This is a genomic window from Amycolatopsis sp. NPDC003865 (assembly GCF_053605345.1).
The window spans coordinates 26683-52958 of sequence record NZ_JBSGJA010000005.1; the positions used below are offsets into that span (position 1 = coordinate 26683).

Genomic DNA, 26276 nt, shown 5'->3' on the forward strand with positions numbered 1-26276 from the left:
CGTGACGACAGCATCTGCTGTCACTCGGTCACGGTCAGGAGATCGTCATGCGCACCCTGCGTTTCCACCGGAACGGCGAGCCCCTCGACGTCCTGCGGCTCGAAGACGCCGAGCCGCCCCACCCGGCCCCGGGGCAGCTCCGCGTCGCCGTCGAGGTCTGCACCATCAACCCCGCCGACCTGGCGCTGTGCCGGGGCCTCTACCCCGGTGACCTGCCCCGCGGGGTCGGGCTCGAGGTCGCCGGCACGGTCGACGCCGTCGGCGAGGGCGTTACGGGCGTCCGCCTCGGCGACGCGGTGTTCGGTCCGGCCCCGTTCACCGGCCCGACCGCGGGCGCGTCCGGCCACGCGGTGCTCGACACCTGGTTTCCCCGGCCGCCCGAGCTGGCCCCGGCGGCCGCCGCCGCGCTGCCCATGGCCGTGGACACCGCCCAGCTCGGCCTGGACCTGCTCGGCATCACCCCGGCCACGACCCTCCTCGTGAGCGGGGGCGGCACCACGACGGGCTTCGCCGCCGTGCACCTCGCCCGCCTGAGCGGCGCCCGCGTGCTCACGACGGCGGGCCCCACCCACACCGAGGCGCTGCGCGCGACCGGGGCGGAGGTCACGCCCTACGGCGAGGGCATGGCCGAGCGGGTACGCGAACTGGCGGGCGGGCCGGTCGATGTCGTCCTCGACGTGTCACCGCCCGACGACGCGACGATTCCCGGACTCCTCCGCACGGTCACCGACCCCCGGCACGTCCTGACCATCAGCAACCTCGCGGCCGCCCGCGAACTCGGTGCCCGCGACGCGTTCACCGAGGGACCGCTCGGCCACCGCTACGACGTCGTCGAGAAGTGCGCCCAGCTCGCCGCGGAAGGCCGGTTCGGCATCCCGGTCGCCCGCGTCGTCCCCCTCGCCGACTGGCGGGAAGCCATCGAGCTGAGCCAGTCGCAGCGTCCCGGGGGCAAGGTCGTCCTCCAGGTCGGCCAGAGCGTAATTCTTGTGACTGACTGAGTCAGTCAAGAAAGACTGCGTCCCATGGCAGGACGAACAGCCACGCGGTCGCTGGCGGACATCGCCGAGGCGGCCGCACGGGTCTTCACCCACCACGGCTATCGGGAAACCGGCATTTCCGACGTGGCGAAGGCGCTCGGCCTCAGCCACGGCGCCCTCTACACCTACGTCCAGAGCAAGGAAGCGCTGCTCTACGTCGCCCTGGCGTGGTCGATCGGGCCGGAACTGCTGGACGGGCTCGAGACGCCCGTGCGGCTGTCGTCCGAAGAAGAGATCGTCGCCCTGGCGCGGCGGTGGACCGGCGCCGATGGGTTTCCGCGGCTGGCCGCCGCGTCGGGGCGGCGGCGGGTCGAGTCGGCCCGTGAGGAGTTCGGCGAGATCGTCGACGAGCTCTACAGCTTCATCGAGAACAACCGGGACGTCCTCGCGCTCGTCGCGCAGTGCGCCCGCGAACTCCCGGAGATGTTCCAGTTCTGGTTCGTGCAGCGCCGCCGGGGCCACTTCGACGCGTTGAGCGGCTACCTGCGCAAGCGCATCCGGTCCGGCCACCTGCGGGCGGTGCCCGACGTGCCCACGGCGGCCCGGTTCATCGCCGAAACCGTGGCCTGGTTCGCCTGGCACCGGCTGGGTGATCCCGACTCCGCGATGCTGACCGACGACCAGTGCCGGACCACCGTCCGCCACCTGTTGACCAGCGCGTTCCTGGGGGAATCGTGAGCGCGACCGAGAACCTGACCCTGGCGGAACAGCCGAAGCTCGCCTGGCGGCCGGTGCTGGCCATCGCGGCCGTGGCGGCCGTCGTGCACCTCGTGGTCGCCGCGCGGTACGGCTGGCACCGCGACGAGTTCTACTACGTGATCACCGGCCGGCACCCGGCCTGGGGCTACGTCGACCAGCCGCCCCTGACGCCGTTGCTGGCGCGGTGGGCGGCCGAGTTGCCCGGCGGCGTGCTGCCGCTGCGGGTCCTCGCGGTCGCGTGCCAGGCCGGCTGCGTCGTGCTCGGCGCCAAGCTGGCGGCCGAGTTCGGCGGCGGCGCGCGGGCTCAGGCCATCGCCGCCGGCGCGACCGCGGCCAGTGTCGCGTTCGTCGCGGCGTCGGTGTTGTTCGGCACGACCGTGACCGACCAGCTGGTCTGGGCGGCGATGTTCGTCGCCGTCGCGCGGGCGCTGCGGCTGCGCACGACGGCGGCGTGGCTGCTCGCCGGGGTGGTCGGGGGCATCGGCCTGGAGAACAAGGACACCGTGGCGGTCCTGCTGCTCGGCGTCGCGATCGGCCTGCTGGTGTCGCACCGGGACGCGCTGCGCACGCCCGGCCCGTGGCTCGCCGGCGCGGTGGCCGTGCTCATGGCGGTCCCGAACGTGCTGTGGGACGCGCGGAACGGCTGGCCGAACCTGGCGATGGCACGGGTGCTGAGCGACCGGACCGGCGGAGCGCTCGGCTCGCTGGCGCAGCTGCCGCTGCTGGTGCTGCTGGCGGGTCCGCCGCTGATCGTGCTGTGCGTGCTCGGGATCCGCCGGCTGGGCCGCGACCACCGGTGGGCGCTGGCACTTGTGGTGACGGCGGTCGTCGTGTTCACCCTCGGCGGCGGCAAGCCGTACTACCCGGCGCCGGCGCTGATCGCGCTGTTCGCGGCCGGCGCGGTGCACGCCGAGGCAACGAGCCGGGGCCGTCGCCGCTGGCCGGTGGTGATCGTCCTGTCAGGACTGATCGCGATCGTGATCGGGTATCCGGTCCTGCCGGCCCGCGACCAAAACGCGTTGCGCGCGCTGAACCCCACGGTCATGGAAACGTACGGCTGGCCCGAATTCGTCAGCCAGGTCAGGGCGGCGGAAGACCGGCTGCCACCGGGCACCCCGATCTTCACGAGCAACTACGGCGAGGCCGGCGCACTCACGATCGTCGGCGAGCCGAGGGAGCCGGTCATCAGCGGGCAGAACGCGTACAGCTTCTGGGAACCACCGGCCGGCCGCCCGGAAACCGTGCTGTGCGTCGGCGAGTTCCGGATGTCCTACCTGCGGCGGTTCTGGTCGGAAGTAAGCGAAATCGGGCCGATCACAATGCCGGACGGCATCGAGAACGAGGAGACCGACCACCACGCGGCGATCTACGAGTGCCGCCAACCGCACGGCACGTGGCAGCAGATGTGGCCGTCACTGCGGCACTACGACTGAGCAGCCGGAGCTCGTCGGATCACCCCTCGGCCCGTCGATCCGGCCGAGCCGGGCGACGGCCCGCTCGACCGCTTGCTGCACCGCGTTTTCGTCGCGGACGTCGACGCTGATGGTCAGCAGCCATCCGGCGGCGCCGAGGTGGGCGAGCCTGGCTGCTTTCGCGCGGCGAGCGAACTCGGCGATCACCCCGGCCGCATCGGACTCGGCGACCCGGCCCGCGGTGCGAGCCCGGCTTCCCTATCTCCTGCTGTGACGTCCTCCGGCTCGAGTGCTTCGGCCGTGCTCGACAGGTGGCGGTACAGGCAGGTCGCGGCCCGCTCGGCGTCGCGAGCCAGTGCCGCTTCCTCCAGTTCGAGGTGTTCGGCGACGTGGTCGCGGCCCGGGGTGGCCCGGCCGGACCACCGCCGCGCCAGCTCGGTCGCGGCCCACATCCGGTCGAAGGTGTCCAGCAGCGGCGCGTTGCCACAGCCGTCCAGCAGGGTGCGGTGGAACCGCCGGTGCGCTTCGGACCAGGCGCTGCTCATGTAGTCGCCCTCGGCGGGATCCAGCACCGGAGTCCGCTCGAGACGGTGGTGCGCGGCGCGGACGCGGGCCTCCCAGTCCAGGTCACCGTTCGCCACCGCCAGGCGCAGCATCGCCGGCTCCACCACGCAGCGGGCCTGCGCCAGCTCCTGCCACCGGCGGTCGGAAAACTCCGGCACCGCGAACCCCCGGTTGGGCAGCCGATCCGCCAGCCCCTCCCCGACCAAGCGCACCAGCGCCTCGCGGACGACGACCAAGCTCACGCCGTGCGCCTTCGCCAGCTCCTGCGGCTTCAGCGGCGCACCCGGCGCGTGCTCCCCGCGCATGATCGCCTCCCGCAGCCGCGCGTGGACCTGCTCCGACAGCATCCGCTTCCCCTCACTCACTTGACTTCCCGCCCCGCCTTGATCGTAGACTATGATTCAGATAATCGATTATCAAGCACATCGTCGATCACACTCCAGCGACAGGAAGACCACATGACCCTCAACGACCCCTTCGCCCGCCTCCCCGAGGCGGCGACGTTCACCGTGACCAGCACGACCGTCACCGACGGCAAGCCACTGCCCGCCGCGCACCTGTCCGGCATCAGCGGAATCCCGGGCGGCCAGGACCGCTCACCCCAGCTGTCCTGGCACGGCGCCCCAGCCGGCACCCGCAGCTACGCGATCACCGTCTACGACCCGGACGCCCCCACCGGCTGCGGCTTCACCCACTGGGCCGTCGCCGACATCCCCGCCGACGTCACCAGCCTCGACGAAGGCGCCGGCGACGACACCGGATCAGGCCTGCCCGACGGCGCGTTCCAGCTGCCCAACGACGCGAGGGCGCCCCGCTTCATCGGCGCGGCCCCGCCCGCCGGACACGGCGAACACCGCTACTTCATCGTCGTGCACGCCCTCGACGTCGATCACATCGACGTCGACCCCCAAGGCACGCCCGCCTACCTCGGCTTCCAGATGGCCAGCCACATCCTCGGCCGCGCCGTCCTGGTCGCCACCGCCGAGACCGCCGCCTGAGGCGGGGCGGCCCCGGGAATCACCCACCGGGGCCGCCCGACCGGCCCCGGGTCACATCCGGGCGTCGCCGCTCACTCACGGCCGCCCGCTCGGCCGACACGACATCCGGCGGCAGCAGCGCGTGACCGGCAGCTCAGTCCGCGAAGGCCTTCGCGGTACCGAACAGTTCTGGCCCCCCTCCGGCGTCGACGGCGAACGAGCGCAGTGGTGTCACGGGATCTCCCGCAGCGGGACGACCGGGCACGACGTGACGGCCGCCCGCGCGTCAGGGGTACCGGCACCGGGAGATGCTGTTGCCGGCGCTCAGCACCGTGCCGTCCGGACGGACGACGGCCGCGCCGGTGCGCAGCCAGCGGCGCAGCTCACCGGAACGCCGGGTGGTGACGAGCACCGCGCCGGACTCCCGGATGGCGGCTCGCTCGGCCTCCGACGGCGTACTCGTGGTGACGACGGCGAAGCGGCCACCGGCCACGTCGTCGAAACGGGTTCCGTCGTCGAGAAGGGCGTTGGGGCACAACCGTCCCGCCAGCGACCGCCCGAAGCGGGGCCGCGCCACCAGGACTGACCGGCGCAGGGCGGGCGTCGCGCTGTCGAGGACGCGGCCGTTCAGGCGCGGCGCGACCACCCGGCGGACGAGGTCGCCGAACCGGCCGCCTTCGGTCATCGCCTTGCCGATCAGCACCGCCCGCCGGATCATCGCACGAGCGTGCGGCTTGCGTTCCGCTTCGTAGGTGTCGAGTGCGCTCGACGGCAGAGTTCCCGCGAGGACACCGGCGAGTTTCCAGGCGAGGTTGGCCGCGTCGCGCAGCCCCGCGCCCATCCCCTGGCCGATGAACGGTGGGGTCAGGTGGGCGGCGTCGCCGAGCAGGAACACGCGGCGGTCACGCCACCGGTCCGCGATCCGCGCGCGGAAGGTGTACTCGGCGACGCGGAGGATCTCCAGGTCGATCTCCCCGGTCCACGGCGCGATCAGCGGACGCAGCCGGTCGAGGTGACCGAAGTCGTCGGCGGTCTCCCCCGGCAGCAGCCGGAACTCCCAGCGGTGGCGGGTCTTCCCGATGCGCATGTAGGTCGCGGCGCGGCCCGGGTCGCAGACCTGGTGCACGCCTTCCCACTGGCCGAGGTCGGCGGTGGTGGCGATGTCGACCACGAGCCACCGCTGGTCGAACTTCAGGTCCGCCATCTTCGCGCCGATCGCGGTTCTGGTGAGGCTGTTGGCGCCGTCGCAGCCCAGGACGTAGTCCGCGTGGATCATCTCCCGCGCGCCGGTGCCGCGGTCGGTCACCTCGACCCGCACGCCCGTCCCGTCCTGCCGGATCCCGGTGACCTCGGTGTTGCCGCGCAGGGTGACCGCGCCGATCGTCGCCAGGTGGGTGCGGAGCAGGTGCTCCAGGGCGGGCTGGTCGAACATGTTCGCCTCCGGGTAGCCGTGCCGGCCGCCGCCCGGAGAGCGGCGGAACTCCGCCAGCACCCGCAGGTCCGGATCGAGCAGCCGCAGCCCGTGGCAGGGCCAGGAGATGGCCGCGAACTCCCCGGCCAGCCCGAGCCGCCCGAGGATGCGGTGCACCTCGTCGTCCAGGTGCACCGCCCGGGGTTGCGGGTAGACCGACTCCCAGCGTTCGAGCACCAGGCACTCGACGCCGTAGCGGCCGAGCAGCGCCGCGGCGGTCAGTCCGGCCGGGCCGGCCCCGACGATGACGACGGGCACCCTCACGGCGACACCCCGAGGGCCACGAGGTAACCGGCGACGAGCGCCGCGCAGACCAGCGCCGGGACGAGGTCACGGCCTCGGTCGTGGGCGCGCACGTGCGTGGCGAGTGCGCCCGCGAGCAGCAGGAGCAGGCCGGCGCCGGCCAGGGCGCCGAGCACCGGCAGGGTCAAGCCGAGCAGGAGACCGGCGGCTCCGGCGATCTCCAGGGCACCGATGCCGCGGTAGGCACCGACGGAAAATCCGGCGTGCGCGGCGCGTTCCCGCATGGGCGCGAGCGCGAACAGCTTGGCCGCGCCGAAGAGGAGGAAGACGGCCGCCACGAGAACCGACAACGCGATCACGAGGTTTCTCCGAGGGTCAGGCGGGCAGGGACGGCGTAGCGACCGAGAACGGCCTTCACCTTCGGTTCGTCCACATCGGACGCGAGGGTGATCGTGGCGGTCACGGTGCCGTCCTCGATCACCGCGCCGACGGTCACCCCGTCGAACGCGGCGAGGGCCTCGGCGATCGCGCGGCGGGTGGCGTCGGCGCGCAACGCGAGCTTGTAGGGCTTGCCGACGTCGGTCACGGGCAGCGCGTCGAGCACGGTGACGGCTTTCGGCGCGGCGGCGCGCTCGGGCACCCGGTCGGCGGCCCAGGCGAGCAGGTCGGCCTCGCTCGCCGTGGCCCCGGGTGTGCGGGTCACGTAGGCGACGGGCACCTCCCCGGAATGCTCGTCCGGACGGCCGACCGCACCGGCCGCGGTCACCTCGGGGTGGGCGAGCAGGGCGTCCTCGATCAGCGCCGGGTCGATGTTGTGCCCGCCGCGGATGATGAGGTCCTTGGCCCGGCCCGCCAGGTGCACGAATCCGTCGGCGTCCAGCCGGGCCAGGTCACCGGTGTTCAGCCAGCCGTCGCGGAGTTTGCCGAGGCCGTCCAGGACGTACCCGGTCCCGGCACGCCCGACGACATAGCCGGGGAACACCGTGGGGCCGTTGATGGCCAGCACCCCGGTCCCGCCGCGGGGCAGCTCCTCGCCCGTTTCCGGGTGGAGGACCTTCATCCGCTGGTAGGGCAGGCGCTGGCCGACGGTGCCGGGGCGCGGGACGTCGGGGAAGCTGCGCGCGCTGGCACAGGTGGCTTCGGTCAGTCCGTAGCCCTCGACCAGCGTGACTCCGGTGTGTGCCTGGAAACCGTCTCGGACGGCGGCGGGCAGCGGTGAAGCGCCGACCATGGCGAACCGCAGGCTGGAGACGTCGGCGTCGACCGGGCACTGCGCGAGCACCGCGTACACGGTCGGGACCGCGCTCATCGCGGCGATCCGGTGGTGTTCGACGATCTTCCAGAACTCCCCGTACAGCGCCGGTTCCCGGTAACCGAGCGGACCGGCCCACACCGCGTGCTGGCCCTTGAACAGCGGGGCGAGCAGCGTGACGACGAGCGCGTTGACGTGGAACAGCGGCAGCGCCGCGAAGATGACCGAGCCGACGTCGAGCAGCGAGTTGGCCGCGATCATCCACGCGTCGGCGACCTCATTGGCGTGCGTGTGCGCGGCCAGCTTCGGGGCCCCGGTGGTGCCTCCGGTGTGGAACAACGCGGCCAGATCCGACGCCACCGGGGGTTCCCCGGCGAAACCGGAAGAGTCCATTGTGGAGGCAAGCTCGGCGAGGTCGCCGACGCGCACTCCCGCGATGGCGGGCACCGCAGCCGATGCGCCGGTCGGGCGCAGCACGAGGACGACGTCCAGCTCGGTGGCCAGCGCCCGGGCGGTGTCCCAGACCTCCGGCGCGAGGTCCGGCCCGGCGGTGATCAGCACCCGGGCGCCGGACCGGCGGAGCAGTTCGCCCAGGTGGTCGCGGGACAGGCCGCCGTTCAGCGGAGCCGCGATCCCGGCGAGCTGCGCGGCCAGGGTCGCCGGAACCAGGTCGGCGCAGTTGGGCGACAGCAACGCGACCGCATCGCCCCGCCGGACCCCGAGGTCGCGCAACAGGTTCGCGTAGCGGTGGACGTCGGCGAGCAGCTCGGCGAACGTGCGGCGGACGGGCTCGCGCCATCGCGCGGCCTCGGGCAACACGGTGGTGGCCGGGTGCTCCGGCCACCTCGCGGCGGCCCGTCGCAGCAGGGCGTAGGTCGACTCGGGCAGGCCTCGTTCGGCGAGCGGGACGGCCTCGATCGCGGCCAGGTCGGCGGGTTCGGCGTAGCGCGGCCACAGGGAAGCACCGGTCATCGCCGGTACCTCACGACCGTGCGCTGGGTGCCCAGATCGAGGGCACCGTCGTCGGTCGCGACCGTCGCCTCGACGACGTCACCGTCGGCCAGGTACTTCGGGTTTTTCGCCTGTCCCTTGAAGAACAGCTTCCACTTGAGTGCCGACGGCAGCAGGGCGGCGATCTTCTCGACCGCCTTCGGTGGCGCCGACAGCGCCGTGCCGGCCGGAGTCCCGGTCAACACCAGGTCGCCGGGATCCAGCCGCTGGAACCGGGCCAACGCCCGCAGGGCCTCGAGCGGGCGGTGGATCATGTCGCCACCGACCACCGCGTCCTGGCGGACCGTGCCGTTGACCGACAGCCGCAGCCGCAGGTCGGCGAACCGCTTCAGCTCGTGGCCCTCCAGGAGCACGAGGGCGGGCCCGGCCGGGGTGAACGTCGGGTACGACTTGGCCTCGTAGAACTGGGTCTGCGGCAGCTGGATGTCCCGGGCGGACACGTCGTTGGTCACGACCAGGCCCGCGACGCACTCAGCCACCTCGGTGATCTCGCTGCCGACGGGGATCACCCGGCCGATGACCAGCCCGATCTCCACCTCGTAGTCGAGCAGGCGCACGTGCGGCGGCTTGACGACGTCGTCGAACGGGCCGCTGATCGACCCGGACGCCTTGCGGAAGAACGTCAACGGCACGGTTTTCAGGTCCATCCCGGCGTCCGTGACGTGCGAAACGAAGTTCGTCATCTGAGCGACCACGCGGCAAGGCGCGGTGACCGGGGAGACCAGGTCGAGCGAGGCCACCGGCACGGTGTCCGTGGCCGCGGCCGTGATCGCCGCTCGGTCGGCGAGCAGTTCGGCGGTCGTCTTCGCGGTCGTGGGAAGCTTCGCTGCCCCCGAGGGAGTGACGACGTACCAGGCGTCGGCGGTGCGCAGGACGGTCAAGCTCATGAGCGGGCCACCTTCAGCAGGCCCAGCAAGCGCCGGGCGTCGAATTCGTTGTCTTCGCGCAGCGCGGAGAACACCGCACGCAGCTCGCGCAGGGATTCCCTGCCCGGCTTGACGCCGAGGAAGTCGGCGGTGGCGGGCGGTCCCCACTGGGCCAGCCCGGAGGCGGTCAGCGGGCCCCAGCCGGGCTCGAGGGTGTTGTCGAAGAGGTCGCCGTCGCTGAAGTGTTCGACCATGAACCCGTCCGGGTCACGCCAGTAGTCGAAGAGCTGGCTGCCCTCGATGTGCCTGCCGATGCCCCACGAATGGTGGTAGCCGTGCTCGCGCAGGTACTCGCCGCCCGCGGCCAGCGCGTCGAGGTCGGCGACCTGGTAGGCCGAGTGCACGTAGCGGTCGGCCGGGCCGAGCACCATGGCCAGCGTGTGGTGGTCGGCCGGGGTGGCACCCCGGTCGCACCGGATGAAGCTCATCACCGGCCCGCGCTCGCGCTGTCCGGGGTGGTACAGGAAGTCGCTGACGATCAAGCCGAGGTGGTCCAGGTACCAGTCCAGCGCCTCGCGGTAGCGGGTCGTCTGCAGCACCACGTGCCCGAGCCGCTGCGTCAGCGCCGGGGCCCGGGGCGGCCGTTGCGTGGCGTTGACCCGCCGGACCTCGTGGCCGACGTTGAGCACGTGCGGCTCCTGCGGCGGCAGCGCGGGCAGCTCGTGGGTGTCCGAGACGACCCGGACCCGCAGTCCGCTCGGGTCGGGCAGGTCCACGGCGACGCCGCCCAGCGTCTCCGGCAGCCGGGCGACCGGTCGTCCGGCGGCTTCGGCCAGCCGCGGGACGTCGCCCGGAGCCGCGGCCACAAACGCCGGCCCGAGGAACTTCGACCGAGCGCCCTTGCGGATGAGCACGCACGGCGCGCCGGCATCGGTGCCCCGCAGGTGCAGCTCGTGCCGGGTGCTGAGCGTCGGAGTGAACCCGAAGGCCCGGGCGAACACCTCCGCCCGCTCCAGGTCCGGCTTCTCGAACTCGAGCCACGCCAGGTCGTGCACCTTGATCACCGGGTTCGCCGCGCGCCCGGGGTGCTCGCCCGCGAGCGCGCCGTGCTCGCTGTGCAGCCCGCTGTGCGGATCTCCCACGGCTGCTCCCTCCATCCACGTTGATGACGACATCGTCAGTTACGAGCATGTCATCAGTCAAGGGTTTCTGACGAATTCCTCAGCAGTGACGCGTGCGCTACGATGCGGCGACGACCAGCGAAGACGGGAGCACGGATGCCGGAGCACGCTCCGAGCCGACTGGAACGGCGCAAGGCGCGCACCCGCGCAGCTCTGGTCCGAGCGGCCCAGGCACTGATCGCCGAGGGGAAGACCGCGGTCCCGATCCTGGAGATCACCCAGGCCGCGGACGTCGGAATGGGGTCGTTCTACAACCACTTCGAGACGAAGGAGCAGCTGTACCAGGCGGCGGTCGAGGACGCCCTCGACGTCCACGGCGCCCTGCTGGACGAGCTGACCGCCGGCCTGGATGACCCGGCGCAGGTCTTCGCGCAGAGCTTCCGGCTGACCGGACGCCTGCACCGGCGGCATCCCGAACTCAGCAAGGTCCTCCTGCACCACGGTCTCGAAATCGCCACCTCGGAGAGCGGGCTCGCTCCTCGCGCCCGCCGCGACATCGAGGCCGCCGTGCGAGCCGGCCGCTTCACCGTCACCGACACCGAACTCGCCATGGTCACGGTCGCCGGGACCGCGCTCGGCCTCGGCCACCTGCTGCACCGCCGGCCCGAGCGCGACGACGCCGCCACGACCGACCGGGTGACCGAGGACCTGCTGCGCATGCTCGGCCTCACCGCGGCCGAAGCCGAGGAGATCTGCGGTCGCCCGCTGCCCGACCTCGACGCGATCGCGATCGGGCCGGACACCGCCGCCTGAACGAGGAAAGTTACCACCGCCGCCGGCGCGATTGTTCTGTTCCACCACCGTGAACGACACCGGCTTCCACTCGGAGGATTGACGGCCGGCACCTGGCCGGTATCGTGTGGGAGCGCTCCCACACATCGACGTCAGGAGTCTCCCGGTGGCTGCTCGGCGACGGAATCGCTTACCGTCCGGCAAACCCCTCGCCGCGGGCGGTTGCCTGGTGACGGCACTGCTGACCACCGGAGCACCCCCGGCTTCCGCCGCCGGGCTCAGCCTGTCGGTGGACCTGTCCGCGGCGCGGCACGCGATCAGTCCCGACATCTACGGGATGAACGGCGGCGATCCCGCGCTCGTCGCCGAACTCGGCACGCCGGTCTCGCGCTGGGGTGGCAACGCGAGCAGCCGCTACAACTTCACCAACCACACCTACAACACCGGCAGCGACTGGTACTTCGAGAACATCGTGGCCGGCCCGGACAACACCCTCGAGGCCTACGTCCGGCGCAACCGGGACCGCGGAATCAAGCAGGTGGTCACCCTCCCGATGTCCGGCTGGGTGGCGAAGGACTCGCCGTCGTCGCCGCACGCCTGCGGGTTCCCGGCGACGCGGTTCCCGGCGCAGGACTCCTTCGACCAATGGGACGCCAACTGCGGCAACGGCCGGCTGAACAACACGGACCTCACCGGCGCGGAACCCACCGACACCTCGATCCCGGCCGACGCGTCCTTCGCGGGCGCCGAGGTGTCACACCTGGTCGGCCAGTTCGGTACGGCGGCCCGCGGCGGCGTACCGATCTACGAACTGGACAACGAACCGGTGCTGTGGAGCTCCACCCACCGCGACGTCCACCCCCAGCCCGTGTCCGATGACGAACTGGGTGCCAAGAGCACCGCGACCGCGGCGGCCGTCAAGTCCGCCGATCCGCGCGCGGCGGTCCTGGGCCCGTCCGGGTGGGGCTACTGCGAATGGGTCGCGTCCGGTGTGGACGGTTGCGCGCCGGGCGCGGACGCCGCCGCCCACGGCGGGCTCAACCTGTCCCAGTGGTTCCTGAAGAACATGAAGGACGCGAGCACCACCGCGGGCAAGCGGCTGCTCGACTACTTCGACCAGCACTACTACCCCCAGATCAGCGGGGACAAGACGCCCGAAGCCAACGCGTGGCGGCTGCGGTCGACCCGCTCGCTGTGGGACCCGTCCTACGTCGAGGAATCCTGGATCGGCCCGAGCGGCGTCAACGCCCCGCCGCTGCAGTTCATCCGCACGATGAAGCAGTGGATCGCCCAGTACAACCCCGGCACCAAGACCGCCATCACCGAATACAACTGGGGCGCCCTCGACGACATCAACGGCGCCCTCGCCGAAGCCGACGTCCTCGGCATCTTCGGCCGCGAAGGCCTCGACCTGGCCACCATCTGGGGCGAACCCAAGCCGACGGACCCGGCCGCGTACGCGTTCCGGATGTACCGCAACTATGACGGCGCCGGAAGCAAGTTCGGCGACGTCAGCGTCTCCGCGGCCAGCACCGACCAAGGACAGCTCGCGATCTACGGCGCACAACGCCGTTGCGACGGCGCCCTGACCCTCATGGTGCTCAACAAGACGGGCGGCGACCTGGCCGCCCCGCTGGCGGTCACCGGCGCCGACCGCACCGCGCAGCGATTCACCTACAGCCCGGCCGATCTCTCCTCGATCGTGCGAGGCGCGGACCTGCCGGTGAACCGCGGCAGTGTCACCACGACGTACCCGGCGAACTCCCTCACCCTGCTGGTCCTGCCGCGCGCAGGCCGTTGACGATCAGGTCCAGGCCGAAGGCGAACTCGTCTTCCAGCGGCACCGGCAAGGAGTCCGCGACCGCGCGCGTGGCCGGGAAGTCCGCGGGCGACAGGTCGTGGAAGTGCGCCGACGCGCGCGCCCGCTCGGCGTCGTTCCCGGAACCGGTGAGCTGGATGGCGAACCCGAGGACGTAGCGCGAGAGGGTCGCGTAGGCGCGCGCCGCGAGTTCCGGCGGCAGTCCACCGTCGAGCAGGACGGCCAGGCAGCGTTCCCGCAGCACCATCGCGTTCGGCCCGGTCGGTGTCTGCTCGATCAGCAGCGGCGCCACCGCCCGGTGCCGGCCCAGTGCGTCGAACATCGCCTGCGCGACGGCCTGGCAGGCCTGGTCCCACGGCAGCTCCGCCAGCCTGCCGGGGTCGAGTTCCACCTCGCCGAAGACGCGATCGACGACGTGGGTGACCAAGGTCGCCCGGTTGCCGAAGTGGCGGTAGAGCGTGGCCGTGCCGGATTCGAGGCGTTGGGCGAGCGTCCGCATCGACAGCGCCTCGGCGCCTTCCTCGTCGACGAGCTGCAGTGCCGCGGCGAGGATCCGGTCCAGCGGGACGGCGGGACGGCCACGTGACCGCCGAGCGGCCTGAGACGGACTGGTCACCCGCCCAGTATGGCCGCGGTTGACACCTCCCGCAATAACGGCAACACTGTTGCCATTATGAAGGACATCCAGTCAATCCCGGTCGACGGACTTCGCGTGCACTACGAACGCGCAGGTCAAGGACCTGCTGTGGTGTTGCTGCACGGCAGCGGGTCGTCGTTGGAGGGCTTCGAGCGGGTCGCGGCACTGTTGTCGGCGTCGCACGACGTCATCCGCCCGGACCTCCCGGGTTTCGGGCGGACCGGCCCGCGGCCCGACCGCGACTACCGCGTCCGGACCTACGCGGGCACGATCGCCCGCTTCACGACCGCGCTCGGGCTGCCGCACTTCACGGTGGTGGGCAATTCCCTGGGCGGCAACATCGCGTGGAACCTGGCCCTCGACGCCCCGGACCGGGTCGACGCGCTGGTGCTGGTCAACGCCACCGGCTACCCGGAGAAGACGCTGCCCGCCGGGTTGCGGCTGGCCCGGAACCCGCTGCTGCGCCCGCTGCTGCGGCGGTGGCTGCCGCGCGGCGCGACCGAACGCGGGTTGCGGGAGGCCGTCGGCGCGAATTCCGCGATCGTGGACGACGCCATGGTCGACCGGGTGCACGCCCTGACGAGCCGCCCCGGGAACCGGTCGGCGTTCGTCGACTTCGCCACCACCGACCAGCCCGACCGCAGCGCCGAAATCCCGAAGCTCGCGGTCCCGACGCTGGTCCTGCGCAGCGCCGGCGTCGACGGGCAGCACTTCGCCCGCGACGTCCCCGGCGCCGTCGAGCGCGTGCACGCCGACGGCGGGCATCTGCTGCCGGAAGAGGATCCGGACTGGGTGGCCGCGGCGATCACGGAGTTCCTGCGATGAGGTACTTCGTCGCCTCCGACGAGGACCGCCGGCTCGACACCGCCACGCGTCGGACGCTGCGCGGCAGCTTCGTCGAGTTGTCCGACGGCGTTACGCACTACGAGCTGACCGGCCCCGACGGCGGGGAACTCGTCGTCCTCGTCGGCGGCATCACGATTCCGCTGTCCTATTGGGACGGTCTCGCGGCCCGCCTGCGCGAGCGAGGTCTGCGCACGCTCGCCCACAGTGCCTACGGACGCGGTTACTCCGACCGCGTCCGGGGCCGCTACGACGAAGCGTTGTTCGTCCGGCAGCTCGCCGAACTGACCTCGGCGCTGAACCTCGCGCCACCCCGCCACGTCGTCGGCACGTCGATGGGCGCGCTGGTCGCGATGGCCTACGCGAACCTCCGCCCCGAGACCGTGGCCACGCTCACCGTCGTAGGACCGGCCGGGCTGGGCGAACGTCCCCGCGCCCACCGGTTGCTGCGCAACGATTTCCTCGCCGGGTTCGTCGCCCGGCGCTTCGGCCGCAAGCTCCTGGAAGACCACCTCGGGCACAACGTCCGCGACCGCGATCTGTCCGCTCGGCTGGTCGCGATGGTGCGGGACGCCTACCGGTTCGAAGGCTCCCTCCACGCCTTCTTCCAGACCCTGCAGGACTTTCCGCTGTACGACCGGCAGGACCTGTTCCGCAGCACCGGCGAGCTGGGCCTGCCCGTCCTGCTGGTGTGGGGCGACGACGACCGGGTCACCCCGATCACCCACCTCGGCACCGTCCACGAACTGCTGCGCCCGCGGCGGACGCACGTCATCACCGAATGCGGCCACATGGCCCCCTACGAACGGCCGGACGACGTCGGCGACCTGCTCGCGTCGTTCGCCGTTCCCCACCCGGATCGGCTCGAACCATGAACGAACCCCTCGACGTCCTGATCGCCGGCGCCGGCCCGGCCGGCACCACCCTGGCCATCGACCTGGTCCGCCGCGGTCTCGCGGTCCGGATCATCGACAAGGCCCGGCACTCCTTCGAAGGCTCCCGCGCCAAGGGCCTCCAGCCCCGAACGCTCGAGGTGTTCGACGACCTCGGCGTGCTCGACGACGTCCTCGCCGGCAGCAGCGACTACCCCCGCCTCGGCCTCCACCTCGGCCCGGTGACCGTCCCGTGGCGGATGTTCCGCAACCGCGACCGCACCGCCGACGTCCCGTACCCGAACACGCGGCTGATGCCCCAGTACCGCACCGACGCCGTGCTGCACGACCGGCTCGGCGGCCGGGTCGAGTACGGCCGGGAGCTCATCGGGTTCGAGCAGGACGCCACGTCGGTCACCGCCACCGTGCTCGGCGACGACGGCCCGGAACGGATCACCGCCCGCTACCTCGTCGGCGCCGACGGCGGTTCCAGCGCCGTCCGTAAGCACCTCGGGCTGGGGTTCCTCGGCGAGACCCGCGAGGCAGACCGGATGCTGATCGTCGACGCCGTCACGACCGGCCTGTCCGGGAACCGCTGGCACGTCTGGCCGGGTGCGCGGGGCCGGTTCGCCGGCGCGTGCCCGCTGCCGCACACCGACCTGTTCCAGTGGATGATCCGGCTGTCCCCCGGCGAAGAAGCGCCCGAAGGCGAAGACGCGATCACCCGCCGGATCCGGGCGCACACCCGCAACCGCGCCATCGCCGTGCGCGACATCCGGTGGCGGTCGGTCTTCCGGCCCAACATCCGCCTGGCCGAGGCCTACCGCCGCGGGCGCGTGTTCCTCGTCGGCGACGCCGCGCACGTGCACACCCCGGCCGGCGCGCAGGGCCTCAACACCGGCATCCAGGACGCCTACAACCTCGGTTGGAAGCTCGGCCAGGTCCTCGCCGGAGCCGACCCGCGGCTGCTGGACAGCTACGAAGCCGAACGCCTGCCGATCGCCGCGGGCGTGCTCGGCCTGTCCACGAAGAAGTACGAAGGCCTCGCCAAGCTCGACCCGTCGAGCCTGCGCCGCGGCCAGGACGAACAGCAGCTGTCCCTCACCTACCAGGGCGGCCCGCTCGCGCCCGGCGGCGCCGACCGCACGAAGACGCTGCAGGTCGGCGACCGCGCGCCGGACGCCGAACTGCCCGGCTCGCGTCTGTTCGACGCCTACCGGGGGCCGCACTTCACCCTGGTCGCGCACGGCCCGCGGGCCGCGGCGGCGAGCGACGAACTCGCCTGGCCGGCCGCGGGAGCACCGCTGCGACGGATCACCGTCGACGGACGGGACGGCTTCCGCCGCGGCTACGGGGTCGAAGGCGACACGCTGCTGCTCGTCCGGCCCGACGGCTACCTCGGGCACATCGCGACCCGCGACTTCCTCGCCTCGACCCGCGCCGCCGTGCGCGCCATGACCCCGGAGGTGGCCGGGTGAACCGCGTCCTGCTGCGCGGCGCGCAGGTCATCACCATGGCGCCGGACCGGCCCGACGCCGAACGCGCCGACATCCTGATCGACGACGGCACCATCGCCGCCGTCGGCGACGGACTCGGCGAAACCGGCGCGGAGATCATCGACGTCACCGGCCGGATCATCATGCCCGGCCTGGTCAACGCCCACCTGCACACCTGGCAGACCGCGCTGCGGGGCGCCGGCGCCGACTGGACGCTCGCGGACTACCTCGGCCGCGTGCACGGCACCGTGGCCCGGCACTACCGTCCGGAGGACATGCGGATCGGCACTCTCGCCGGCGCGCTGAGCCAGCTCGACCGCGGCACCACCACCCTCGGCGACTGGTGCCACAACACCCCCACCCCGGACCACACCGACGCCGCGATCGACGGACTCGTGGCGTCCGGCATCCGCGGGGTGTTCCTGCACGGCACCCCCTACTCCGCCCCCGACGCGACCCACCCCGTCGAAGAGGTCGACCGGCTGCCCGCCGGCCCGCTGCTCACCCTCGGCATGGCCGTCCGGGGCCCGCAACTGTCCACTCCGGACACCGCGGTCGCCGATTTCCGGGCCGCCGCCGAACGCGGCCTCGTGGTGTCGATGCACCAGAGCGGCGGCGAACCCGGGCCCGGGTGGACCGCGGTGCGGGACGCCGGGCTGCTGAGCCCCCGCACGAACGTCGTGCACGGCGCCGGGCTCACCGACGACTGGCTCAAGACCCTCATCGACGCGGGCGCCGGCCTCACCAGCACGCCCGAGAACGAGCTCGGCCAAGGCCATGGCTTCCCCGTCACGGGGAGCCTGCTCCGGCTGGGTGCCGCGCCGTCGCTGGGCACCGACACCGACGCCGTCACGCCCGCCGACGTGCTCTCCGCCGCCCGCATCGCCCTGGCACACCAGCGCGGCCACGACCACGAGCACCACCGGCGGGTCACCGGCTCCTCCTCCCCCACCGCGACGATCACCGCGAAGCAGGCACTGGCCTGGGCCACCGTCGAAGGTGCCCGGGCACTCGGCCTCGCCGACCGCGTCGGCCGGCTCGAACCGGGCCTGCAGGCCGACCTCGTCGTCCTCGACGCCCCGGCGCCGAACCCGGTCGCCGCCGCCCTGCACGCCACCACCGGCGACATCGAAGCGGTCATGATCGCCGGGCGCTGGCGCAAACGCGACCACACCCTCCTCGACGTCGACATCGACGCCGTCCGGGAACAGTTGCGGGACTCCTCGGCTCGGCTCGTCCCCCACCTCGCCGGCTGATGAGCACCCGGAGCGAACTCGCGAGCCGGACCCGGACGGAGCTGCTGGCCGCGGCGAAGCGACTGTTCGGTGAACGCGGTTACCCCGACACCAAGGTCAGCGACATCGCGGCCGCGGCCGGCCGCGCCGTGGGATCGTTCTACCGCCACTTCCGTGACAAGGAACAGCTCCTCTCGGTGCTGCGCGGCGAACTCGCCGGGACACCGGCCCCCGACGACGACACCCTCCGCGCGCACGTCACGGCCTGCTGGACCGCACTGCGCACCCACCGCCCCACCGCCATCGCCCTGCTGCAGTCGGCGACCGCGGCCGCCCCGGCCTCCGGACGGTTCCGGGACGAGCTGACGGCCTGGACGGCCCCGCTGCGCAAGCACCTGGAGAACCGGCGTGACCGCGGCCGGCCGCTCGCCGGCGACCCCGAACTGGTGGCCGCCGCGGTGGGCCTCATGCTCGCCGGCCTCAACCAAGCCCTGCCCGCCGGCGACGACCGCGTCCCCGATGCGGTCACGAACCTCGTCCTCCACGGCCTGGCCGGCCCTGAACAGTGAGTGGCTGCCGTGCTTCTGCGTCGGCTACCGGCGCAGACTCCTCAGGCCGGCGCGGATTTCGCTGATCAGGATCTCGGGCTGCTCGAGAGCCGCGAAGTGGCCGCCCCTGTCGGCCTCGCCGTAGTGGATCAGGTCGCGGTAGGTGTCTTCGATCCAGCTTCGCGGCAGGCGTGGGACGTCTCGCGGGAACACGGTCACCGCGACCGGGAGTGTCAGCTTCGGGCCGGCCATACTGGCCGATCGGTTCTCCCAGTAGATGCGGGCGGACGAGGCGGCACTGTTGGTGAACCAGTAGAGCGATATCGCGTCCAGCATGTCATCGGTGCTCAGAACGTCCTCGGCGAGCCCGTGGTTGTCCGTTTTGGACTGGAACTTCTCGTAGATCCAGGCCGCCTGGCCCGCCGGGGAGTCCGCCAGCGCGAACCCGACGGTCTCCGGCTTCGTGCCCTGGAGGTGGTTCGAACCACCGAGGGCGCCGGTGTAGCGGGCGAGGCCGTCCACGGCGTGGCGCTCTTCGGCAGAAAGCGTGCCGGGTATCCGAGCGGGAAAAGCGTAGGGGGTGTTCAAGTGAATCCCGAGCAGCCCTTCGGGTCGCATGGCTCCGAGAGCGGTGGTCACGACCGAACCCCAGTCACCGCCCTGAGCCGCCCAGTCGCGGTAGCCGAGACGCTTCATCAGCTCCACCCATGCGGCGGCGATGCGCGGCACCGTCCAGCCCGCCTCGGCCGGCTTTCCGGAGAACCCGAATCCGGGCAGGGACGGAACGACGACGTCGAAGGAATCTCCGACGTCGCCGCCGAACGCGACCGGGTCCGTGAGCGGGCCGATCAGTTTCAGGAATTCGACGATCGATCCCGGCCACCCGTGGGTCAGGATCAGGGGCATCGCACCCGGGTTCCGGGACCTGACGTGGATGAAGTGGATGTCCAGGCCGTCGATCGTGGTCAGGAACTGGGGGAAGCTGTTGACCGCCGACTCGAATCGTCGCCAGTCGTAGTCCCGCTCCCAGTAGGCGACGAGCGACTTGGCGTTCTCCACGCGGACACCTTGCGACCAGTCGGGGACGGTCTCCGGATCCGGCCAGCGCGTCCTGGCCAGCCGCTGCTTGAGGTCAGCGATCTCGGAATCCTGGAGCACGAAGCGGAACGGGCGGACGAGGTCCGGCGGTGCGGTGGTCGATGCGGTCATCGTCCGGTTCTCCTGTCCTGTCACGGTGTTGCACACCCGTGTGCAGATTACGCAATTGCACACCAGTGTGCAATCATCGAAGCGACGCGGATCGAGACCTGGGGGTGTGCGGCATGAGGGACACGCGGGAGCGGATTCTCGACGTCGCACTCGAAGTCCTGGGGAGGAACCCGGATGCCGGCATGGGTGCGATCGCCTCCGCCGCCGGCGTGGTCCGACGTACCGTCTACGGTCACTTCCCCTCTCGAACCGACCTGGTGCTGGCTCTCACGCACCGGGCCGTGAGCGAGATAGCGGCCGTACTGGCGGAGATCACCGCCGCCGGCGAAGCGGCCGACGAGGCCTGGGTCGGCTTCATCGCCCACCTCTGGCCGTTGGCGCACCGTTACCGCGTGCTGGTGGCGCTCCGCCGCGGTGAGTACGGAGAGGAGATCCACGCCCTCCTCGGACCGGTCGAGAAGACGCTTGCCGAGCTGGTCGAACGAGGCCAGGACGGCAAAGCGTTCGGACGGCACCTGCCCGCGGACGTTCTGAGCGAGATCGCTTTCGCCACGGTGTTCACCATCGCGGACAAAGATTTGTCGCACGGGGCCCTCGGCGTCCGCGCAGCGTCGATGACGAGCCTGCTGATGTTGGGAGTGCCCGAAGCGCGCGCGAAGTTCCTCCTGGACCGCCGGCCGTGATGCCTTGGCGAGACCTCGGACGCGAAGAAGGCCCAGGTCGATGACCTGGGCCTCTGCTCCCCCGCTTGGACTCGAACCAAGAACCCTCCGGTTAACAGCCGAATGCTCTGCCAGTTGAGCTACAGGGGAATGTCGCTCACTTCCGGTGTCGTCCGTCTCCGTCCGACGAGAAGAACTTTAGCCCATGCCTTCACACCCTCCGCACCCACCCCCCACTTGGCGCAACCGCACCCTCCGGGCCGTTTTCCTGGACAATGGACAGTCGGACGACCTACGGACGGAAGGCGTGGACGCGGATGAAGAAGTTCCTGCTGGGGGCAGGCCTGGGGTACGTGCTGGGCGCCAAGGCAGGCCGGGGGCGGTACGAACAGCTCGTGCGCACCTACCGCCGGGCCGTCGACCACCCCATGGTTCAGGGGGCCGCCGGCGTGGCCCGCGCCAAGATCGGCGAGAAGGTGCGCCGCTAGACCTGGGCCACGAAGAACACCCGGCGGAACTCGAACCACGTCGTTCCGTCGGCGCGCGCCGGGTACGCCGACGACAGCAGCGGCGCCAGCTCGGCGCGGAACTGCTCCCACTCCGCGTCCGGCAGGGCAGCGCGGATGGGGCGCAGCGCCGTCCCCGTTATCCACTCCAGCACCGGTGACGGCCCGCGCAACGGCTGCACGTACGTCGTCTCCCAGGCGTCGACGCCGCAGCCCGCGTCGGCCAGGAGGTTCGCGTACTCCAGAGGGCTCGACACCGCGTCGTCCTCGCGCAGGACCACCTCGGCCAGCCGGGAGGACCACGCCGGGGACGCCGCCAGCTGCCGCGTCAGCGCGTGCGACGGCGCGGTGAAATTGCCCGGCACCTGCACCGCCAGCCAGGCACCCGAGGGCAGCGACGAGACCCAGCGGCGAAGCAGCGGACCGTGGTCCGGCACCCACTGCAGGACGGCGTTCGACACGACGACGTCGGTGTCCGGCGCCGGCGTCCAGTCGCGGACGTCGAGCAGCGACGCGTCGAGTCCGCGGGCGCGGGCGGCCTTCACCATTTCGGGTGAACTGTCGCCGCACTCCAGCGCCGCCGAAGGCCAGCGCTCCCGGAGCGACGCGGTCAGGTTGCCGGGGCCGCACCCCAGGTCCACGACGCGTCGCGGAGCCGCCGCGCCGATGCGGGAGACGAGGTCGTAAAACGGCCGGGCCCGCAGGTCGGCGTAGTCGAGGTACTTGTCCGGATCCCACACGGCAGCCTCCCAGTAAACAGTACGCCTGTACTGAGTACGAGCGTACTGCTATTCGGCGGGGTTGACCAGCTTCGCGGCCACCTGCTCGGCGATGGCCGCCACCAGCCCGGGGTCGGTTCCCGGGTCGGGCCGGACCTGCAGGACACTCCCGTCGCGGCCGGGGATCTTGCGCTGCACGAACCACGCTCCCCCGGCGCCGATCTCCTGCCGGTGCCGCGAGCGGATCGAGCCCTCGACGCGCTGGTAGGTCTCGCGCGGCACCTTGCCCGGCGCCGGCAGCCGGAAGCGCACCGGCGGCAGGTCGGCCAGCACGACCGCGGAGCCCGCCGTGCCCACCTCGGACGACTCCGTCAGCGTGAAGACGCCGTCCGCCCAGGCCGCCTTGCCTACGAGGTGCCAGCCGACGCGGCGCGCCCCGCCGCCGTCCGGGACCCACAGGCCCAGCGCCGTCACGACCAGGTAGCCACCGCCCTCGACCGGGGCGCTGTCGACGACGTCCTCGCCGGGGTCCAGCGAGCCCGCGAAGTCCGGCGGTGTGCGGTCGCCCAGCAACCGGCGCAACCAGCTCATCTCAGCTCCACGTGCTGGCGGCCGCCTGCTCGCCCAGCGACTTCTTGTACTGCTCCAGCGCGACGAGGTCGCCGAACAGCGCGCGGTAGTCGTCCGGCGCTTCGACCGGCGAAAGCCGCTGCAGCTTCCCCTTGATCTCCGCGATCTGCCGCCCGACGAGCCCCTCCTGCAGGCGCGCGAGGATCGAGGAGATGTACCGCGAGTCGACTTCGTCCTTGGCCTGCAACGGTTCCACGGCCAGCTCGGACAGCACGCGCCGGACCGTCCCTTCCGGACAGTGCGGCGCCGCCGCGTCCAGCAGTGCCGGGCCGGTCAGGCCCGAACCCGCGCCCCCGGCCTTCAGCACGGCCTCGTGGACCGCCACGTACACCGGGTGCGTGAACGCCTCCAGCGGCAGCGCGTCGTACTCCGGCCCGGCGATCGCGGGTTGCTGCAGCGCGGCCTTCAGCGCCTCTCGCTGGACGGCGAACCGCGGGTCCTTCGGCGCCGGGCGGGCCACGTCCTGGGCAGGCGCCGCCGGGGCCGCCTGCTGGCCGCGCGCGGGCTGACGCAGCGGCGCCCCGCCGCGCTTGTCGGTCGCGCCCGCACTGCCGCGGACCCGGTTGACCACCTGCGCGACGTCCTGCCAGCCCACCCACCAGGCGAGCTTCGACGCGTAGCCGTCGCGGGCCGCGCGGTCCTTGATCGACGCCACCATCGGCACGGTCTTCTGCAGCGCCGCGACCTGGCCGTCGACCGAGTCGAGGTCGTAGTTCTTGAGCGTGCTGCGGATGACGAACTCGAACAGCGGGGTCCGCCGCGCGACCAGGTCCTTCACCGCGCTGTCGCCCTTGGCCAGCCGCAGCTCGCACGGGTCCATCCCGTCCGGCGCCACCGCGATGTACGTCTGGCCGGCGAACGTCTGGTCGCCCTCGAACGCCTTCAACGCGGCCTTCTGGCCCGCTTCGTCGCCGTCGAACGTGAAGATCACTTCGCCGCGGAAGGCGTCGTCGTCCATCATCAGCCGACGAAGCACCTTCATGTGGTCTTCGCCGAACGCCGTGCCCGACGACGCGACCGCCGTCGGCACGCCCGCCGCGTGCATCGCCATCACGTCGGTGTAGCCCTCGACCACCACGACCTGGTGCCGCTTCGCGATCTCGCGCTTGGCGAGGTCGAGGCCGAACATGACCTGGGACTTCTTGTAGATCGGCGACTCGGCGGTGTTGAGGTACTTCGCCGAGATCCGGTCGTCGTCGAACAGCCGTCGCGCGCCGAAGCCGACGACGTCGTTGCCGACGTCGCGGATCGGCCACACCAGCCGCCGGTGGAAGCGGTCCATCGGGCCGCGCTGGCCCTCCTTGGACAGCCCAGCCGTGAGCAGCTCCTTGACCTCGAAGCCGCGGTTGAGCAGGAACTTCGTCAGCTTGTCCCAGCCGCCGGGCGCGTACCCGCAGCCGAACGTCTTCGCCGCGGCGGCGTCGAACCCGCGCTCGGACAGGAAGTCCCGCGCGGCGCGCGCCTCGTCGGTGACCAGCTGCTCGGCGTAGAACTCCTGCGCGAGGCGGTGGGCCTCGACGAGCCGAGTGCGGCTGCCGCGGTCGCGCTGGATCGTCGCGCCGCCGCCTTCGTAGGTGAGCCGGATGCCGACCCGGTCGGCCAGCCGCTCGACGGCCTCCACGAACGAGATCAGGTCGATCTTCTGGATGAACTTGATCACGTCGCCACCCTCGCCACAGCCGAAGCAGTGGAAGGTGCCGTGCGTCGGGCGGACGTTGAACGACGGGGTCTTCTCGTTGTGGAACGGGCAGAGGCCCTTCAGGCTGCCCCCGCCGGCGCGGCGCAGCGCCACGTACTCCCCGACGACCTCGTCGATCCGGTTCCGCTCGCGCACCTCCGCGATGTCGCTCTCCCGAATCCGTCCTGCCACGTCACCCACTCTAGTCTCGCCGTTTGCGGCACACTCGGGGCATGGTCTCCACGCCCACCGCCCAGGACACGCTAGCCGCGGAGTTCGCCGAGCACCGCGGCCACCTGATCGGGGTCGCCTACCGGCTGACCGGTACCCGCGCCGACGCCGAGGACGCCGTCCAGGAGTCCTGGCTGCGGCTGGCCGGGCTGGACGACGCCGGCCGCGCGGCGATCCGGGACCTGCGGGGCTGGCTCACCACCGTCGTCGGCCGGATCTGCCTCGACCGGCTCAAGTCGGCCGCGGCCCAGCGGGAGAAGTACGTCGGCAACTGGCTGCCCGAGCCGGTCGTCACGCCGTTCGGGCGGCCGGTGAGCGAGGACCCCCTGGAAGTCGCCGTGCGCGACGACGGGCTGCGGATGGCCGCGCTGGTCGTGCTCGACAAGCTGACCCCCGAGCAGCGCGTCGCGTTCGTGCTGCACGACGCCTTTTCGGTGCCGTTCGCGGAAATCGCCGACGCGCTCGGCGTCTCGGTCGACGCCGCGCGCCAGCACGCCTCCCGCGGCCGCAAGGCCCTCGCCGACGCCGACCCGGCGCCGCGCGTCCCGCTGGAGGACCAGGCGAAGATCCTCGAGAAGTTCGTCACCGCCCTGCAGCAGGGCGACATCCGGGCGATGACCGAGCTGCTCGCCCCGGAGGTCGTGCTCATCGGCGACTCGAACGGCAAGGGCCGGACCACGCGCCAGCTCATCGTCGGCGCGGACAAGATCGCCCGGTTCTTCGTCGGCCTCACGAGGAAGTACGCGCCCGGGATCCTCACCGCCGGCACGCCGGTGCTCGTCAACGGCGACCTAGGCGTGCACCTCGCGCCGCAACCGGGTCAGGAGGGCTTCTTCGACCTCGACGAGCACGTGCAGGCGATGACCGTCCGCGACGGGAAGATCGTGGCGATCTACGACGTCGTCAACCCGGACAAGCTGGCCCGGATCACGCGTCCCGGCGGCGCGCCTTCGTGATCCCGGCCGCCAGCAGGAGCACGGCGAAAGCCCCGAAGTAGGCCAGCGCCCAGCCCGGGCTCAGCGGTGAGTCCGACAGGACGGTGGCGTTGCCGCCGTCCCGGCCCGCGTTGGCCTCACCGTTCCCGCTGAGGAACTTCGTGACGGCGTTCAGCGGCAGCCACCGGTGGATCGCCTGCCCGGCCCGCGGGATCAGCTGGACGACGTTCTCCGCCATCAGCGGGTAGGCGACGAGCACCGCGACCGCGCCGGCGGTGTACCGCAGGAGCAGACCGACCCCGACCCCGCAGACGGCGGCCAGGGCGAACACCGGTCCGGTCCCGGCGACGATCCGCCAGTCGGCGGCGCTGTCCAGGGCCAGGTCGGCGTCCGGGGCGAGGACCCGGGCCACCAGCCAGGCCGCGAACGCGGCGGCTTCGCCGAGCAGGAAGGCGTACCCGGCGACGAGCGCGGCCTTGGCCAGCAGCACCGGCGTCCGGCTCGGCACGGCCTGGAAGGTGCCGTGGATCGTGCCGGAGTGGTACTCGCCGGTCACCGCGAGCGCGCCCAGCACCAGCACGGCGACCAGGGCGAGCTGGTAGCCGAACTGGGTGCTCGCGACGGTGGGCGGCAGCCGGGACTCGGTGGCGGTGAGCGCCGTGAGCGCGGCCGGGAAGGCCAGCGCGACCAGGGTGAAGACGCCGCACACCCAGGGCGTGGCGATGCTGAAGAGCTTGATCCGTTCACTGGCGACGAGGTGCATGCGCGAAACGGTCCCGCGGCGGACCCCGGTGGCGCGTCCACCCGGGGT

27 protein-coding genes and 1 tRNA gene are annotated in these 26276 nt (G+C 72.0%); 14 read left to right on the forward strand and 14 right to left on the reverse strand.

Annotated features, from left to right (window positions below; genetic code table 11):
- The first annotated feature begins 47 nt into the window (after positions 1-47).
- Genes ACWEVP_RS14165 through ACWEVP_RS14175 form a run of 3 tightly spaced genes read left to right on the forward strand, consistent with a single transcriptional unit; the run spans position 48 to position 3169 of the window.
- The gene (locus ACWEVP_RS14165) at positions 48-998 is read left to right on the forward strand and encodes an alcohol dehydrogenase catalytic domain-containing protein (RefSeq protein ID WP_452062966.1); all 951 of its coding nucleotides are present in this window, start codon (positions 48-50) and stop codon (positions 996-998) included.
- Between the two features lie 24 nt (positions 999-1022).
- Positions 1023-1715 (forward strand): TetR/AcrR family transcriptional regulator, encoded by a 693-nt coding sequence (locus ACWEVP_RS14170; RefSeq protein ID WP_452062967.1) that lies wholly within the window; start codon positions 1023-1025, stop codon positions 1713-1715.
- A complete protein-coding gene (locus tag ACWEVP_RS14175; RefSeq protein WP_452062968.1) occupies positions 1712-3169 on the forward strand; it encodes a glycosyltransferase family 39 protein in 1458 nt (485 codons plus the stop codon). Before ACWEVP_RS14170 ends, ACWEVP_RS14175 begins: the two co-directional genes overlap by 4 nt.
- Here ACWEVP_RS14175 and ACWEVP_RS14180 read toward each other — a convergent pair.
- Both ACWEVP_RS14180 and ACWEVP_RS14185 read right to left on the reverse strand, forming a co-directional pair.
- Positions 3149-3355, reverse strand: coding sequence for a hypothetical protein (locus ACWEVP_RS14180; protein WP_452062969.1), 207 nt, complete (start codon positions 3353-3355; stop codon positions 3149-3151). The genes ACWEVP_RS14175 and ACWEVP_RS14180 overlap by 21 nt on opposite strands.
- Positions 3352-4059, reverse strand: a complete 708-nt coding sequence (locus ACWEVP_RS14185; protein WP_452063301.1) for a GntR family transcriptional regulator — start codon at positions 4057-4059, stop codon at positions 3352-3354. The genes ACWEVP_RS14180 and ACWEVP_RS14185 overlap by 4 nt, the downstream gene beginning before the upstream one ends.
- Before the next feature lie 111 nt (positions 4060-4170).
- On the opposite strand from ACWEVP_RS14185, the gene ACWEVP_RS14190 reads away from it, so the two are divergent.
- Positions 4171-4710 carry a YbhB/YbcL family Raf kinase inhibitor-like protein gene (locus ACWEVP_RS14190; protein WP_452062970.1) on the forward strand — a complete coding sequence of 180 codons (540 nt, stop codon included), beginning with the start codon at positions 4171-4173 and terminating at the stop codon, positions 4708-4710.
- A 265-nt stretch (positions 4711-4975) separates the two neighbouring features.
- Here ACWEVP_RS14190 and mhpA read toward each other — a convergent pair whose 3' ends face one another.
- Genes mhpA through ACWEVP_RS14215 form a run of 5 tightly spaced genes read right to left on the reverse strand, consistent with a single transcriptional unit; the run spans position 4976 to position 10674 of the window.
- On the reverse strand, positions 4976-6424 hold the full coding sequence (gene mhpA / locus ACWEVP_RS14195; protein ID WP_452062971.1) for a bifunctional 3-(3-hydroxy-phenyl)propionate/3-hydroxycinnamic acid hydroxylase MhpA: 1449 nt from the start codon (positions 6422-6424) through the stop codon (positions 4976-4978).
- Positions 6421-6762 (reverse strand): DoxX family protein, encoded by a 342-nt coding sequence (locus ACWEVP_RS14200; RefSeq protein ID WP_452062972.1) that lies wholly within the window; start codon positions 6760-6762, stop codon positions 6421-6423. The genes mhpA and ACWEVP_RS14200 overlap by 4 nt, the downstream gene beginning before the upstream one ends.
- Positions 6759-8627 carry an acyl-CoA synthetase gene (locus tag ACWEVP_RS14205; RefSeq protein ID WP_452062973.1) on the reverse strand — a complete coding sequence of 623 codons (1869 nt, stop codon included), beginning with the start codon at positions 8625-8627 and terminating at the stop codon, positions 6759-6761. Before ACWEVP_RS14205 ends, ACWEVP_RS14200 begins: the two co-directional genes overlap by 4 nt.
- Entirely contained in the window at positions 8624-9553 is a 930-nt protein-coding gene (locus tag ACWEVP_RS14210; protein ID WP_452062974.1) for a fumarylacetoacetate hydrolase family protein, read from the reverse strand. Before ACWEVP_RS14210 ends, ACWEVP_RS14205 begins: the two co-directional genes overlap by 4 nt.
- Positions 9550-10674 carry a VOC family protein gene (locus tag ACWEVP_RS14215; RefSeq protein ID WP_452062975.1) on the reverse strand — a complete coding sequence of 375 codons (1125 nt, stop codon included), beginning with the start codon at positions 10672-10674 and terminating at the stop codon, positions 9550-9552. The genes ACWEVP_RS14210 and ACWEVP_RS14215 overlap by 4 nt, the downstream gene beginning before the upstream one ends.
- 135 nt (positions 10675-10809) lie before the next feature.
- On the opposite strand from ACWEVP_RS14215, the gene ACWEVP_RS14220 reads away from it, so the two are divergent.
- On the forward strand, positions 10810-11466 hold the full coding sequence (locus ACWEVP_RS14220) for a TetR/AcrR family transcriptional regulator (RefSeq protein WP_452062976.1): 657 nt from the start codon (positions 10810-10812) through the stop codon (positions 11464-11466).
- A gap of 208 nt (positions 11467-11674) precedes the next feature.
- Complete coding sequence (locus ACWEVP_RS14225) at positions 11675-13246, forward strand: glycoside hydrolase family 44 protein (protein WP_452062977.1); 1572 nt, start codon at positions 11675-11677, stop codon at positions 13244-13246.
- Here the strand turns inward: ACWEVP_RS14225 and ACWEVP_RS14230 are convergent.
- Positions 13212-13880 (reverse strand): TetR/AcrR family transcriptional regulator, encoded by a 669-nt coding sequence (locus tag ACWEVP_RS14230; RefSeq protein WP_452062978.1) that lies wholly within the window; start codon positions 13878-13880, stop codon positions 13212-13214. The two genes, ACWEVP_RS14225 and ACWEVP_RS14230, sit on opposite strands and share 35 nt — an antisense overlap.
- A 129-nt stretch (positions 13881-14009) precedes the next feature.
- Between ACWEVP_RS14230 and ACWEVP_RS14235 the strand changes: the two genes are divergently transcribed.
- The 5 genes from ACWEVP_RS14235 to ACWEVP_RS14255 are packed head-to-tail and all read left to right on the forward strand — an operon-like array spanning position 14010 to position 18916.
- Positions 14010-14726 carry an alpha/beta fold hydrolase gene (locus ACWEVP_RS14235; protein WP_452062979.1) on the forward strand — a complete coding sequence of 239 codons (717 nt, stop codon included), beginning with the start codon at positions 14010-14012 and terminating at the stop codon, positions 14724-14726.
- Complete coding sequence (locus tag ACWEVP_RS14240; protein WP_452062980.1) at positions 14723-15619, forward strand: alpha/beta fold hydrolase; 897 nt, start codon at positions 14723-14725, stop codon at positions 15617-15619. Before ACWEVP_RS14235 ends, ACWEVP_RS14240 begins: the two co-directional genes overlap by 4 nt.
- Positions 15616-17094 (forward strand): FAD-dependent monooxygenase, encoded by a 1479-nt coding sequence (locus ACWEVP_RS14245; RefSeq protein ID WP_452062981.1) that lies wholly within the window; start codon positions 15616-15618, stop codon positions 17092-17094. Before ACWEVP_RS14240 ends, ACWEVP_RS14245 begins: the two co-directional genes overlap by 4 nt.
- Positions 17091-18368 (forward strand): amidohydrolase family protein, encoded by a 1278-nt coding sequence (locus tag ACWEVP_RS14250; protein ID WP_452062982.1) that lies wholly within the window; start codon positions 17091-17093, stop codon positions 18366-18368. Before ACWEVP_RS14245 ends, ACWEVP_RS14250 begins: the two co-directional genes overlap by 4 nt.
- The gene (locus ACWEVP_RS14255) at positions 18368-18916 is read left to right on the forward strand and encodes a TetR/AcrR family transcriptional regulator (RefSeq protein WP_452062983.1); all 549 of its coding nucleotides are present in this window, start codon (positions 18368-18370) and stop codon (positions 18914-18916) included. Before ACWEVP_RS14250 ends, ACWEVP_RS14255 begins: the two co-directional genes overlap by 1 nt.
- A 24-nt stretch (positions 18917-18940) precedes the next feature.
- On the opposite strand, the gene ACWEVP_RS14260 is transcribed toward ACWEVP_RS14255, so the two are convergent.
- Positions 18941-20104, reverse strand: a complete 1164-nt coding sequence (locus tag ACWEVP_RS14260; RefSeq protein WP_452062984.1) for an epoxide hydrolase family protein — start codon at positions 20102-20104, stop codon at positions 18941-18943.
- A gap of 113 nt (positions 20105-20217) precedes the next feature.
- Here ACWEVP_RS14260 and ACWEVP_RS14265 point away from each other — a divergent pair, with 113 nt between their 5' ends.
- A complete protein-coding gene (locus ACWEVP_RS14265) occupies positions 20218-20787 on the forward strand; it encodes a TetR/AcrR family transcriptional regulator (RefSeq protein WP_452062985.1) in 570 nt (189 codons plus the stop codon).
- A gap of 56 nt (positions 20788-20843) precedes the next feature.
- Here the strand turns inward: ACWEVP_RS14265 and ACWEVP_RS14270 are convergent.
- Positions 20844-20916, reverse strand: a tRNA-Asn gene (locus ACWEVP_RS14270).
- Between the two features lie 125 nt (positions 20917-21041).
- Between ACWEVP_RS14270 and ACWEVP_RS14275 the strand changes: the two genes are divergently transcribed.
- Complete coding sequence (locus tag ACWEVP_RS14275) at positions 21042-21254, forward strand: hypothetical protein (RefSeq protein ID WP_452063315.1); 213 nt, start codon at positions 21042-21044, stop codon at positions 21252-21254.
- Here ACWEVP_RS14275 and ACWEVP_RS14280 read toward each other — a convergent pair.
- From ACWEVP_RS14280 to dnaG, 3 genes are read right to left on the reverse strand one after another with little or no spacing between them, the layout of a single operon-like run.
- Positions 21251-22012, reverse strand: coding sequence for a trans-aconitate 2-methyltransferase (locus ACWEVP_RS14280; protein ID WP_452062986.1), 762 nt, complete (start codon positions 22010-22012; stop codon positions 21251-21253). The two genes, ACWEVP_RS14275 and ACWEVP_RS14280, sit on opposite strands and share 4 nt — an antisense overlap.
- Before the next feature lie 48 nt (positions 22013-22060).
- On the reverse strand, positions 22061-22582 hold the full coding sequence (locus tag ACWEVP_RS14285) for a hypothetical protein (RefSeq protein WP_452062987.1): 522 nt from the start codon (positions 22580-22582) through the stop codon (positions 22061-22063).
- A gap of 1 nt (position 22583) precedes the next feature.
- Positions 22584-24500 carry a DNA primase gene (gene dnaG, locus ACWEVP_RS14290; protein WP_452062988.1) on the reverse strand — a complete coding sequence of 639 codons (1917 nt, stop codon included), beginning with the start codon at positions 24498-24500 and terminating at the stop codon, positions 22584-22586.
- 32 nt (positions 24501-24532) lie between these two features.
- Between dnaG and ACWEVP_RS14295 the strand changes: the two genes are divergently transcribed.
- Positions 24533-25486, forward strand: a complete 954-nt coding sequence (locus tag ACWEVP_RS14295) for a sigma-70 family RNA polymerase sigma factor (protein ID WP_452062989.1) — start codon at positions 24533-24535, stop codon at positions 25484-25486.
- On the opposite strand, the gene ACWEVP_RS14300 is transcribed toward ACWEVP_RS14295, so the two are convergent.
- Positions 25458-26228 carry a hypothetical protein gene (locus ACWEVP_RS14300; RefSeq protein ID WP_452062990.1) on the reverse strand — a complete coding sequence of 257 codons (771 nt, stop codon included), beginning with the start codon at positions 26226-26228 and terminating at the stop codon, positions 25458-25460. The two genes, ACWEVP_RS14295 and ACWEVP_RS14300, sit on opposite strands and share 29 nt — an antisense overlap.
- Positions 26229-26276 lie beyond the last annotated feature (48 nt).